The 12,172-nt window shown below is 73.0% G+C and carries 8 protein-coding genes; 1 reads left to right on the top strand and 7 read right to left on the bottom strand.

Features of this window, described 5'->3' with window-relative positions; translation table 11 throughout:
• From LG632_RS19870 to LG632_RS19860, 3 genes are all read right to left on the bottom strand, one after another.
• Positions 1–1,581 (bottom strand): sugar phosphotransferase (locus LG632_RS19870; RefSeq protein ID WP_226728707.1); only part of this gene is annotated, 1,581 nt, incomplete at its 3' end.
• On the bottom strand, positions 1,560–3,173 hold the full coding sequence (locus LG632_RS19865; RefSeq protein WP_226728706.1) for a stealth family protein: 1,614 nt from the start codon (positions 3,171–3,173) through the stop codon (positions 1,560–1,562). The genes LG632_RS19870 and LG632_RS19865, both read right to left, overlap by 22 nt.
• Before the next feature lie 113 nt (positions 3,174–3,286).
• A complete protein-coding gene (locus LG632_RS19860; RefSeq protein ID WP_226728705.1) occupies positions 3,287–4,984 on the bottom strand; it encodes a PIG-L family deacetylase in 1,698 nt (565 codons plus the stop codon).
• 164 nt (positions 4,985–5,148) lie between these two features.
• Between LG632_RS19860 and LG632_RS19855 the strand changes: the two genes are divergently transcribed.
• Positions 5,149–6,258, top strand: coding sequence for an LCP family protein (locus LG632_RS19855; RefSeq protein WP_226728704.1), 1,110 nt, complete (start codon positions 5,149–5,151; stop codon positions 6,256–6,258).
• Positions 6,259–6,275: 17 nt separating this feature from the next.
• Here LG632_RS19855 and LG632_RS19850 read toward each other — a convergent pair whose 3' ends face one another.
• The 4 genes from LG632_RS19850 to LG632_RS19835 all read right to left on the bottom strand — a co-directional run bounded on the left by LG632_RS19850 (position 6,276) and on the right by LG632_RS19835 (position 12,136).
• On the bottom strand, positions 6,276–7,817 hold the full coding sequence (locus tag LG632_RS19850) for an amino acid permease (protein WP_226728703.1): 1,542 nt from the start codon (positions 7,815–7,817) through the stop codon (positions 6,276–6,278).
• 139 nt (positions 7,818–7,956) lie between these two features.
• Complete coding sequence (gene dxs, locus LG632_RS19845; protein ID WP_226728702.1) at positions 7,957–9,873, bottom strand: 1-deoxy-D-xylulose-5-phosphate synthase; 1,917 nt, start codon at positions 9,871–9,873, stop codon at positions 7,957–7,959.
• Positions 9,874–10,079: 206 nt separating this feature from the next.
• The gene (locus LG632_RS19840; protein WP_226728701.1) at positions 10,080–11,351 is read right to left on the bottom strand and encodes a sugar ABC transporter permease; all 1,272 of its coding nucleotides are present in this window, start codon (positions 11,349–11,351) and stop codon (positions 10,080–10,082) included.
• Complete coding sequence (locus LG632_RS19835) at positions 11,348–12,136, bottom strand: ATP-binding cassette domain-containing protein (protein ID WP_226728709.1); 789 nt, start codon at positions 12,134–12,136, stop codon at positions 11,348–11,350. The genes LG632_RS19840 and LG632_RS19835 overlap by 4 nt, the downstream gene beginning before the upstream one ends.
• Positions 12,137–12,172: the final 36 nt, after the last annotated feature.

Here is a 12,172-nt window from a genome sequence, read left to right as displayed (position 1 = left end):
CGGGTAGTAGCGTCGGAGGAAGTCCAGGACGGAACGGGTTCCGGTACGGCCGCCCTCGACGGCCTGGGCGGCGGCCTCCGCCGCGCCGAGGCCCGCCAGGTGGAACTGCTGGAGGTCGCGGCGGACCAGCAGCCGGTCCAGCCACCGCTTGAGCCCGGGCATGGCCGCGTGCAGCGTCAGCGTGGCTTCGCCGGAGGGTTCCGCGAGACCGACGGCGTGGGCGGCGTGGTGGACCACGCCGTCCGCCGGGTGCGTGACCGGCAGCTCGGGGGCGTACTGCGGATCGGCCGCCGGGCCGGTCCCCGTCCGGCCCTCGCCGAGGGCGGCCAGCACCTCGACCGTGTACGGCTGGGGCCCGTGGGCGTAGCCGTGGGCGACGGCCCGGCCCGTGCAGGCGAAGGCCGCCGCGGTCCACGGCGCCGCGGCCTCGGCCGCCGTCCACCCCGCCCGGCGCGGCCGGGTCCCGCCCAGCGGGGTGAAGTAGTCGAAGGGGCGCACGGGCCGGCCCAGCAGGGCCCCGGGCCGGAACAGCAGGAAGCGGGCCGCCACCTCGGGCAGCAGGTGCAGGGCCGACTCGGCCCCGGCCGCCGCGCCCAGCAGCCGCAGCCGGTCGCTGCCCCGCACCCAGGCGGGCACCGGCGCGGAGGCCACCAGATGGACGGTCCGCACCCACGGCGCGTACTGGTGCAGCGAGCGCAGCGTGGCCCGCAGCAGCTCCTGCGCCCAGGCCTCGGTGTGCTGCCAGAGCACGACCGCGTCCACGGGGTAGGTGATCTCCTCGATCCGCGGGACGTCGAAGTCCTCGCGGGTCAGCGTCCGCTCGGCGTCCGGCGCGGTGCCGGCGTAGCCGCTGAGCCGCTGGTGCGGGATCTCGACGACCCGGCCGGCCTCGGCGGGCACCACGCGCTGGACCCGGTTGGGGCGCGGCCCCACCAGCCGGGGGTGGCTCAGCGCCGTGTTCGGCGTCCAGAACTCGATCTCCACGCCCTGGTTCTCGCCGACCCACAGGGACCGGGTCGGGTCGGTGCGCAGCCACGTCAGCCGGATCACCTTCGCCTTGGCGAAGTGCTTCCACGCCTTGACGTAGCTGCCGGGGATCCGGGCCGTGGACTCGTTGGCGGGCACGGCCGAGACCACGTACCCGGTCTGCTCCTCCAGCAGCGCCCGCAGCACCCGTCGTACGTCGGGCTTGCGGTCCTGCGGCACGGCGAGGGTGATCCGCCGGTCGTCCAGGGCGGGCACCGCGAACCACGGGACGCCGGCCAGGTCCAGCGCGGTGGTGACCAGGCCCAGGTCCGTGCGCCGGGCCAGGTCGGCGGTCAGCCCGGAGTGGACGTGGCCGACCCGGCCGTCGCGGGCCTTGACCCGGCGCTCGGGAAGGTTGTCGAACTCACCGGCCCGCACCCGCTTCAGGGCCCGCTGGTGCAGGCGCGACTCGCGCGAGGCCAGCGAACGGTCCAGGCGCTTCCTGACCCGGTGGCGCATCCGCGGCGGCACCTTGCGGGCGGCGACCCGGACCGGCAGCGGCACCAGCTTGGCGTACACCTCGGCGGCGGAGCTCATCGATTCGGGTTCGGCCACGGCACGCGCTCCTCACCGGTGTGTTCGCAGGGGCTGGCGGTCGGGAAGTAGGACCCCAGGAATCCGTCGAGCAGTTCCTGCTGGGCTTCGAGGTCCTCCACGGTGGAGAAGGTGTCGTTGAGGCAGAAGGAGTCGTGGTCGCGCCCTTCGAGGAGCTTGTCCAGGCGCTCGGCGAGGTCCGGGGCGGACAGCCGCACGTACGCGAAGCGCAGCGAGCCGGGCTGGGCCCGGCCGGTGAGGGCGGCGTAGTAGAGCGCGAAGGAGGAGGTGGGCGACAGGTCCGTCATGGCCCGGAACCGGCTGGCGGCGGTCCGCGCCCAGGCCTCGGGGAACTCGGCCTCCGCCTCGGCCATGGCGCTGCGCCGCAGGGCGTACGGGATGTGCTCCATGGGCTGGGTGATGACGCGGCCGAACCGCTCCAGCAGCAGGGCGCGGTTGTTCTTGCAGGCGGCGTCGACGGGGGTGTCGGTCTCGGCGACCGGGCCCTGGGGGATGCGGTTGGGCGAGGGGAAGTAGCGGGCCGCGCCGACCGGGGTGAAGAAGGCGTGCGGGGTCACCGGGCGGCCGATGAACATGTCGTCGTTGAAGTACAGGAAGTGCTCGGCGAGGCCGTCGATGTGGTGCAGCTGGCTCTCGATGGCGTGCGAGTTGAACGTCGGCAGGTCGGCCGGGTTCCGGAAGATCTCGCGGTGCGGGACGACGTGGAAGCCGGGCACGTCGGTGCGCATCCAGGCGGGCACCTGGTCGTCGGTGACCACGTACACGTTGCGGATCCACGGCGCGAACAGGTGCAGCGAACGCAGCGAGTAGCGCAGCTCGTCGCGGCTGAGGAAGCGGGCGTCGCTCGCCGCCTCCTCGTGGTAGACCACGCCCTGGGCGGCCGCCTTGCGGGCCCGCCAGGCCGGGTCGTTGCCGTCCACCCAGGTGTAGACGGCGTCCACGGGGAAGTCGATGTCCTCGACCCCGGGCACCAGGAACTCGGGGCGGGTGGCCAGCGGGGGCGCCAGCTCCGGTGCGGTGTGGTCGGAGACGAACCGGCTGAACATCCGGCCCGCACCCCACACGTTGGGGCCGGCGGCGGCCACCGACCAGGCGCCGCGGCCGGCCCGCGGGGCCACCAGCCGGTCGCCCCGGCGGCTCCAGAACTCCACGGCGCACCCGTACTCGTGACCGAGCAGCAGGTGCCCGCCGGGGTCGGTGCGGTACCAGCTGACCTGGACGCCGATGGCGTCGGCCGGGGCGTGCCAGGCCCGCGGGTCGGTGCTGGGCCGCGGCCGGGGGGCTCGTACGGGGGACTCCTGGAGCCAGCTGAGGTGGCCGGGGCTGTGGGTCAGGCAGCGGGCGAGGGCCTCCAGCACCCGTGCCCGGTCCTCGGCGGCGACGGCGAGGACGGTGCCGTGGTCGGACCTGCCGGGGACGGCGAAGGCGAAGATGCCGAGGTGGTCCAGCAGCTCGGCGACCGCGGCGCGGTTGCCCTCGCGGGCGGCCAGCGGAGTGATCCCCGGGTGCGCGTAGGCGTCGTCACCCGTGTCACCGACCCGGATCCGCGGGAGTCCCACCGACTCCGGCGCCCGTGCCGTCACGTCAGGCATGGTTGCCACGCTCAGCCTTCCCGCAGTGTTCGCACCGGACCCTCGTGTTGCAGAGCCCCGACCCAACCGCTGCAAGATGAGAAGAATAGATGATGGCAGAACGCATTCCGCTCCTAGGCCGTCGCCCACCCGCCCAGGACCAGGCCGGGCAGCGACCCGTCCTGGCGGGCCACGGCGAGCCGTCCGTCCCCGTCGAGCGAGGCGACGACCAGCCGGCCGAAGGCGTCCACGGCCGCGGCCGGTTCCCGGGTGCCGGTGCCGCCGGTCCGCTCCCACCACAGGCCCGCGTGCTCCTGTTCGGTCGGGTACGCGCCCACGGCGGTGACGCCCTCGGCGGAGCGCTGGAGCAGCACGGTGCAGTCGTAGCCGTCGACGGCGGTGCGCAGCGCGGTGACCCCGGCGCCGCCGGCGGTGCCGACCGCGGTGGCGGCGCCGTCGGTGCGGCAGGCGTAGAGCATGCGGTCGCGCGCGTCGCACCCGTAGACGGTGATGCGGCCCGGCCCGGAGGCGAGGGCGGCCAGCGCCGTGCCGGGCGCCGCGACCAGCGGCATCCGCGCGCCCGGTGAGGCGCGCAGCTCCCCGGCGGCGTCGCGGCGCCAGCACAGCACGCCCTCGGCGGAGGGCGCGAACAGCGCCGGGTGGCCCGCGTCGTCCAGCAGCGCCACCAGGCCGTCCTGGACGTCGGACCCCTGGAGGTCGTGCCAGGGGGTCCAGGAGCCGTCCGGGCGCTGGGAGCGGGAGCTGACGCCGCGTCCGAAGTTGCGGACGTACACGTGGGCGCAGCCGTCGGCGTCGACGACCACGGCGGGCACGCCCACCTCGCGGCCCTTGTCGGGTCCGGTGCCGTTGGGGTTGCCGAGCGAACGCCAGGCTCCCGGCGGCCGTCCGCTCTGGTACTGCACGGCGTGCATCACCTCGACCGTCGCCCCGCCCCCGGGGACGGGGGTGCGGCGCAGCGACACCAGGTGCACCCAGCCCGGCGGGGCCTGGGCGACGGCCAGGACGGGCAGCAGGCGGGGGGTGCGCAGCAGGGTGCGCGGGCCCCAGTCGGGGCCGCCGGGGCGGCGTTCGGTCCAGCGGGCGACGGCGCCGCCCAGGGCCGCGTACGCCGTGAGCCGGCCCTCGGCGCCGCGGGTCAGCCAGACCCGGCGGCCGGGGTAGCGGACGACGGCGGGGAGCCTGGCCGGGCCCGCCGTGCAGGGCCCGGTGGGGCGGAAGCATTCGACGGCCACGGGCGCGGCCCCGTCGGCGGTGGCCCGGTGCACGGCCTCCAGCAGGGCCTCGGCGACGGCGCGGTGGTCGGGGTGGTCCGGGCGGACGGCGCCGTCCCGCTCGCTCCAGCCGCTGTGTTCGGGGTCGGGGTCGAGGGTGCAGACGGTGCCGGGGGTGAACCGGGCCAGCAACGCGGCGGCGCGGTCCACCAGACGGTCGGGGGCGCCGGGCGGCACGGGCGCGCCGGGGCCGGTGAAGCACACCTCGACCCGCGGGGCGTCGGCGAGGGAGAACACGTCCAGGGACGCGCCGTCGGGGAGTACCTCGGTGCGCCGGTGCCAGGGGCCGTCCCGGCCGAGCAGGCGCAGCAACCGGTCGCGGTCGGCCTGTTCGCTCGCGGTCAGGCACACCACGGCGACCGGCCGGTCCGGTTCGGCCAGGGCGCGGTGGAGCTCGGAGCCGGTCACGGCGAAGGCGTCGCCGGGGTGGGCCAGGACGAACAGGACGCGGGCGGCGGACGGGCGGTGGGGAGCCGGTGCGCCGGTCCTGCGGCGGCCCCGGTTCGCGGCGCGCTCCCGCCGTACGGTTCGCCGCCCCACGTCTCTCACTCCCCGTCGTCTTTCCCTCGTCGCTCCGCCGGGCCACCTTATGCCAGCCGAACAGGCGCGTGAACGCGGCCCTGGTGGGGCCCGGGGCCCTGCCACGGGGCGGGCGGGCCCCTATAGTTCCCGTCAAACATGTGTTCAGCGAAGGATTCGGGACGATGACGGACACGGTGGGGGCGGCGGACGAGGCTGCGGACGAGGCGGCGGCCGCCGAGGCGCGGCCGGACGAGTCGGGACCCGGCGGACGGCGGCGCCGGGGACGGCGGGTGCTGCGGGTCGGGTTGCTCGTCCTGGCCGTGCTGGTGCTGCTGGCGGCGGGTGGGGGCTGGTGGGCGTACCGCCACCTGGACGGCAACATCGACAGCGTCGACCTGGACCGGGCGATCGGTGACGACCGCCCGAAGAAGGTGGTCGCGGGCGCGCAGAACGTCCTCGTGCTCGGCTCCGACTCCCGGGCCGGCGCCAACGCCGAGCTGGACCACGGCCAGGTCAGCGGGGCCCGTTCGGACACCGCGATGCTGGTGCACATACCCGAGGGCCGCGCCCGGGCCACCGCGGTGAGCATCCCCCGCGACACCCTGGTCACGCGGCCCGGGTGCAAGGACCGGGACGGCGAGGAGGTGGCCTCGGCGGACCGGGTGATGTTCAACTCCATCTACTCGCTGGCCGGCCCGGCCTGCGTGGTCAAGACCGTCGAGCAGATGTCCGGCGTCCGCGTGGACCACTTCGTGGAGGTGGACTTCGCCGGCTTCAAGGGCCTGGTGGACGCCCTCGGCGGGGTCACCGTCACCCTCGACAAGCCGATGTCGGGCGCCAAGGGCGGGCTGAAGCTCGACGCCGGCACGCACCGGCTGAACGGCGAGCAGTCGCTGAAGTTCGTCCGCACCCGGTACGGCTACGGCGACGGCAGCGACCTCGGGCGCATAGGCCTGCAGCAGCAGTTCATGATGGCCATGCTCAGCGAGATCAAGCAGCAGGACGTCTTCGGCAACCCGGCACGGCTCTACCGGCTCGCCGACGCCGGCACCAAGTCGCTGACCACCGACTCCGAGCTCGGCTCCCTGACCGCGCTGGCCGACTTCGCGCAGAGCATGAAGGGCGTGGACCCCAGCACGATGGAGACCATCATGCTGCCGGTGGCCTACGACAAGGTGGACCCCAACCGCGTGGTGGTGGCCCGGCCGCAGGCCGACCAGCTGTGGGAGGCCGTGCGCAACGACCGCCCGGTCCCGGCCTCGGCGAAGAAGTCCCCCGCCCAGGCCGGGTGAGCCCCTGGGGCGCGCGTTCAGACACCCGGCGCGGGCGGCTGCGGCGGGGTCTTCGGGACGTCCTCGGCGCCCCGTTCCATACCGCGGCCGAGCCGGCTGTGCCCGCGTCCGTAGGCGTAGTAGACGACGAACCCGACGGCCATCCAGACGGCGAACCGGGCCCAGGTCTCGGCGGGCAGATTGAGCATCAGCCACAGCGAGGCCGCGATCGACAGGATCGGGACCAGCGGCACCCACGGCGTGCGGAACGCCCGGTGCAGGTCGGGGCGGGTCCGGCGCAGGACGATCACGCCGAGGGCGACCACCACGAAGGCGAAGAGCGTGCCGATGTTCACCAGTTCGGCGAGCTTCTCCAGGCTGGTGAAGCCGGCGACGAACGCGATGACCACGCCGAGCAGCAGGGTCGCCCGGTAGGGCGTGCGGTACTTGGGGTGGGTGACGGAGAAGACGCGCGGCAGCAGTCCGTCGCGGCTCATCGCGAAGAACACCCGGGTCTGTCCGAGCAGCAGGATCATGCAGACGGTGATCAGGCCGACGGACGCGCCGAGGCTGATGGCACCGGCGAAGAACGGCTGGTCGACCGACTTGAAGGCCTCGGCGAGCGGGGCGGAGGGAGACATCTGCGTGTAGTGCTGCATGCCGGTCACCACCAGGGTGACGGCGACGTACAGCACGGTGCAGATGAACAGCGAACCGAGGATGCCCCGCGGCATGTCCCGCTGCGGGTTGCGGGTCTCCTCGGCGGCCGTGGCCACCACGTCGAAGCCGATGAAGGCGAAGAAGACGAGCGAGGCCGCGGTGAAGATGCCCATGACGCCGAAGTTGGTGGGCGCGTAGCCGAAGATGAGTTGGACCAGCGGGGCGTGCCAGCCGCTGACGCCTTCGGCCTGCGGTTGGGCGGGCGGGACGAACGGCCGGTAGTTGTCGGCCTTCACGAAGAACAGGCCGGCGACGATGACCAGCAGCACCACGGTGACCTTGACGGCGACCACGATCGCGGTGATGCGGGCCGACAGCTTCGTCCCCAGCACCAGGATCAACGTCAGCGCGAGGACGAGCAGGAAGGCCAGCAGGTCGAAGGTGCCGCCCGCGTCGGGCCCGGACAGCGCGACCGGCATGTCCCAGCCCAGGTTGGTCTTCATCAGGTGGCGTACGTACCCGGACCAGCCGACCGCCACCACGGCCGTGCCGAGGGCGAACTCCAGCACCAGGTCCCAGCCGATGATCCAGGCGGGCAGCTCACCGATCGAGGCGTAGGAGAACGTGTACGCCGAGCCGGCCACCGGCACGGTGGACGCGAACTCGGCGTAGCACAGGGCGGCCAGGGCGCAGACGATGCCGGCCGCCACGAAGGCCAGTGACGTGGCGGGCCCGGCGTTGTTGCGGGCCGCGATACCCGTCAGCACGAAGATGCCGGTGCCGATGATGACACCGACGCCGAAGATGGTGAGGTCCCAGGCGGAGAGCGACTTCTTGAGCTGGTGCTCCGGCTCCTCCGTGTCGCGGATGGACTGTTCGACGGTCTTGGTGCGGAAGGGGCTGTTCAGATCCGTACTCACGGGCACACCTCCGAACAGGTCGCCGGCACACGGACGGGCCGGGCGAACCACCCTTCAAGGATGATCCTCCCGGCCCGTGACCCGCAACAGGGCGTCCCCCGGACGGCTGTGCGCCGCCCGGTCCCGGCCCCGGGCGGGACTAGTCGACGGCGGCGGCCTCCCGGCCCTCGACACGCCCGTCCAGCTTGGCCACCAGGCCCGTGACCTGCCGGGCGATGTCCGGGGCGGTCAGGCCGATCTCGGCGAGGATCTCCTTGCGCAGCGCGTGGTCGAGGAACCGCTGCGGGATGCCGAAGTCGCGCAGCGGGACGTCGACGCCCGCGTCGCGCAGGGCCTGGGCGACGGCGGAGCCGACACCGCCGGCGCGGCCGTTGTCCTCGACGGTGACGACGACGCGGTGCTGCTCGGCGAGCGGGGCCAGCGCCTCGTCGACCGGCTTGACCCAGCGCGGGTCGACCACGGTCGAGGAGATGCCCTGCTTGTCGAGGAGGTCGGCGATCTCCAGGCACATCGGGGCGAAGGCGCCGACGGAGACGATGAGCACGTCCGGCCGGGTGACCTCGGGGGCGGGGGCGCGCAGCAGGTCCATCCCGCCGATGCGGCCCAGGGCGGGGACGGCCGGGCCGACCACGCCCTTGGAGAAGCGCACGACGGTGGGGGCGTCCTCGACCTCGACGGCCTCGCGCAGCTGGGCGCGCAGCTGTTCGGCGTCGCGCGGTGCGGCCAGCCGCAGGCCGGGGACGACCTGGAGGATGGACATGTCCCACATGCCGTTGTGGGAGGCGCCGTCGTCACCGGTGACCCCGGCCCGGTCGAGGACGAAGGTGACCCCGCACTTGTGCAGGGCGACGTCCATCAGGACCTGGTCGAAGGCGCGGTTGAGGAAGGTGGCGTAGACCGCGAAGACCGGGTGCACGCCTGCGGTGGCCAGGCCGGCCGCGGAGACCGCGCCGTGCTGCTCGGCGATGCCGACGTCGTAGATGCGGTCGGGGAACTCCTCGGCGAACTTGTTCAGGCCCACCGGGTGGAGCATGGCGGCGGTGATGCCGACGACGTCCGGGCGCTCTCGGCCGATGCGGACCATCTCGTCGGCGAAGACGGAGGTCCAGCTGGCGGCGGCGGTCTTGACGGGCAGGCCGGTGTCCGGGTGGATCACGCCGACGGCGTGGAAGCGGTCCGCCTCGTGCTCCAGGGCCGGGGTGTAGCCGCGGCCCTTCTGGGTGAGGCAGTGCACGATGACGGGGCCGCTGAAGCGCTTGGCGCGCTGCAGGGCCGACTCCAGGGCCTCCACGTCGTGGCCGTCGATGGGGCCGATGTACTTCAGGCCCAGGTCCTCGAACATGCCCTGCGGGGCGATGAAGTCCTTCAGGCCCTTCTTGGCCCCGTGCAGGCTCTCGTAGAGCGGCTTGCCGACGACCGGGGTGCGCTCCAGGATCTCCTTGCCGCGGGCGAGGAAGCGCTCGTAGCCGTCGGTGGTGCGCAAGGTGGCCAGGTGGTCGGCGAGGCCGCCGATGGTGGGGCCGTAGGAGCGCTCGTTGTCGTTGACGACGATGACCAGCGGGCGGTCCTTGGCGGCGGCGATGTTGTTCAGCGCCTCCCAGGCCATGCCGCCGGTCAGGGCGCCGTCGCCGATGACCGCGGCGACGTGGTGGTCCGCGCGGCCGAGGACCTGGTTGGCCTTGGCGATGCCGTCGGCCCAGCCCAGCACGGTGGAGGCGTGCGAGTTCTCGATCACGTCGTGCTCGGACTCGGCGCGCGAGGGGTAGCCGGACAGGCCGCCCTTGGCGCGCAGGCTGCTGAAGTCCTGGCGGCCGGTGAGCAGCTTGTGCACGTAGGCCTGGTGGCCCGTGTCGAAGAGGATCTTGTCCTTGGGCGAGTCGAAGACCCGGTGCAGGGCGATCGTCAGCTCGACGACGCCGAGGTTGGGGCCGAGGTGCCCGCCGGTCTTGGAGACCGCGTCGACGAGGAAGGACCTGATCTCTGCGGCCAGCTGGGTCAGCTGCTCCGGGCTGAGCCGGTCCAGATCTCGCGGTCCCTTGATGCGGGTCAGCAGCACCCGTGCCTCCTTGCAGTTGCTGGCTGGTCTGTCGAGTCTAAGGGCCCGCCGGAACGCCGAGTCATCGGCGGGTACCGGGCGAGTCACCCCTTTGTCATACCTGTGCATATCACCACGGCCCCACACACCTCGTACGGGTGGGTGTACGCACAGGTGCCCGGCGCCACGCGGGGTGGCACCGGGCACGGTGGCGGCCGGTCGCGGCGTCAGGCGCGGCCTGCCGTCTTCTGCGTCTTGCGGGTCACGGAGTCGATCACCACGGTGGCCAGCAGCACCGCACCGGTGATCATGTACTGGATCGGGGTGGCGATCCCCTCCAGGGCCAGACCGTACTGGATGGAGGTGATGACCATGACACCGAGGAGGGCGTTCCAGGTCCGGCCGCGCCCGCCGAAGAGGCTGGTGCCGCCGATCACGGCCGCCGCGATGACGTTCATCAGCAGGTCGCCGGCGCCGGCGCTCTGGTTCGCCGCCGCGATCTTGGAGGCCCAGAACAGGCCGCCGATCGCCGCGAAGGTGCCCGCGAGGGCGAAGACGGCGATCCGGACGCCCGTGACGTTGATGCCCGCGCGGCGGGACGCCTCGACGCTGCCGCCGAGGGCGAACACCTTGCGGCCGAAGCCGGTGCGGCGCAGCACGAAGTCGGTGCCGACCAGGGCGACCAGGAAGAGCAGCACCGCCAGCGGCAGGCCCTTGTACTGGTTGAAGACCACGGCCGCGCCGAAGGCGAACACCGCGAGCACGCCCGTGCGCAGCAGGATCTCGGCGAGCGGGCGGGAGGGGACCCCGGCGGCCTCCCGGCGGCGGGCGTCGAAGAAGGCGCCCGCGAAGTACGCGCCCACGGCGACCGCGGCCAGCCCGTAGGCCGCGGCCACGTCGGAGAAGTAGTACGTGGTCAGCCGGCCGACGACGCCCTCGGAGTCGAGGTTGATGGTGCCGTTGCTGCCCAGGATCTGCAGCATGAAGCCGGACCAGAACAGCAGGCCCGACAGGGTGACGGCGAAGGCCGGCGCGCCGATCCTGGCGAAGAAGAAGCCGTGGATCGCGCCGATGGCGGCGCCACTGGCGATGGCGACGAGCACGGCGAGCCACTCGTTCATCCCGTGCGTGACGGCGAGGACGGCCACGATCGCGCCGGAGACGCCGCTGACCGAGCCGACCGAGAGGTCGATCTCGCCCAGCAGCAGCACGAAGATGATGCCGACGGCCATCATGCCGGTGGCGACCATCGTGACCGCGATGTTGTTGAGGTTCTCGGCGGAGAGGAAGTTCGAGTTCAGGCCCTGGAAGATCGACCAGATGATCACCAGGCCGATGACCACCGGGAGCGATCCCAGGTCGCCCGCCTTCAGTTTCCGGCCGAACTCCTGGAGGTAGCCGGAGAAGCCTTCCTCCCGCACGAGCAGCCGCGGGTCGACCGCGGGGATGGCGTCCGCGGGCGCCTCGGGGTTGCTGTCGGCAAGGTGTTCGGTGCTCACTTGCGAGCCTCCCCCGTGCGGGCCGCCCGACGGGTCACGGCGTTGTCCGTGGCACCGGTGATGGCGGAGATGATCTCTTCCTGCGAGGTGTCGGCGACGTTGAAGACGCCGTTGTTGCGGCCGAGCCGCAGCACCGCGACCTTGTCGGCGACGGCCTTGACGTCGGCCATGTTGTGGCTGATGAGGATGACGGCGTGGCCCCGCTCGCGCAGCCGCTCCACCAGGTCCAGGACCTGGGCGGTCTGCTCGACGCCGAGGGCGGCGGTGGGCTCGTCGAGGATGACGAGCTTGGGCTCGCCCAGCATGGAACGGGCGATCGCCACGGTCTGGCGCTGACCGCCGGAGAGCGAGGCGATGGGGATCCGGACACTGGGGATCCGGATGGACAGGGTGGTCAGGAGCTCGCGGGCGCGGCGCTCCATCTCCACCTCGTCGAGGACGCCCCGGCGGCGCAGCTCGCGACCGAGGAAGAGGTTGCCGACGACATCGATGTTGTCGCACAGCGCGAGGTCCTGGTAGACCGTCGCGATGCCCAGGTTCTGGGCGTCGTGGGGCTTGGTGATCGCCACCGGGCGGCCTTCCCACTCGATGACTCCGTCATCGATGGGGTGCACGCCGGCGATCGTCTTGACCAGCGTGGACTTGCCGGCGCCGTTGTCGCCGACGAGGGCGACCACCTCGCCGGCGTGGATCTCCAGTTCGACGTCGGTCAGGGCCTGGACGGCGCCGAACCGCTTCGAGACCCCTCGCAACGCCAGCACGGGCGCAGCGGTCACATGAACCATCTCCTTCGCCGCCTGACCGGCGGGGATGTCGTGCAC

This window comes from Streptomyces antimicrobicus (genome assembly GCF_020532625.1).
Classification (GTDB): Bacteria; Actinomycetota; Actinomycetes; order Streptomycetales; family Streptomycetaceae; genus Streptomyces; species Streptomyces antimicrobicus.
Note: the sequence above shows the minus strand (reverse complement) of the source record. Positions and strands in the feature narration are given on the sequence as shown.

Excerpts from the sequence above, each read along its gene's own strand:
- LG632_RS19865 (WP_226728706.1), bottom strand. The coding sequence starts at position 3,173 with ATGCCTGACGTGACGGCACGGGCGCCGGAGTCGGTGGGACTCCCGCGG.
- LG632_RS19855 (WP_226728704.1), top strand. The coding sequence starts at position 5,149 with ATGACGGACACGGTGGGGGCGGCGGACGAGGCTGCGGACGAGGCGGCG.
- LG632_RS19835 (WP_226728709.1), bottom strand. The coding sequence starts at position 12,136 with ATGGTTCATGTGACCGCTGCGCCCGTGCTGGCGTTGCGAGGGGTCTCG.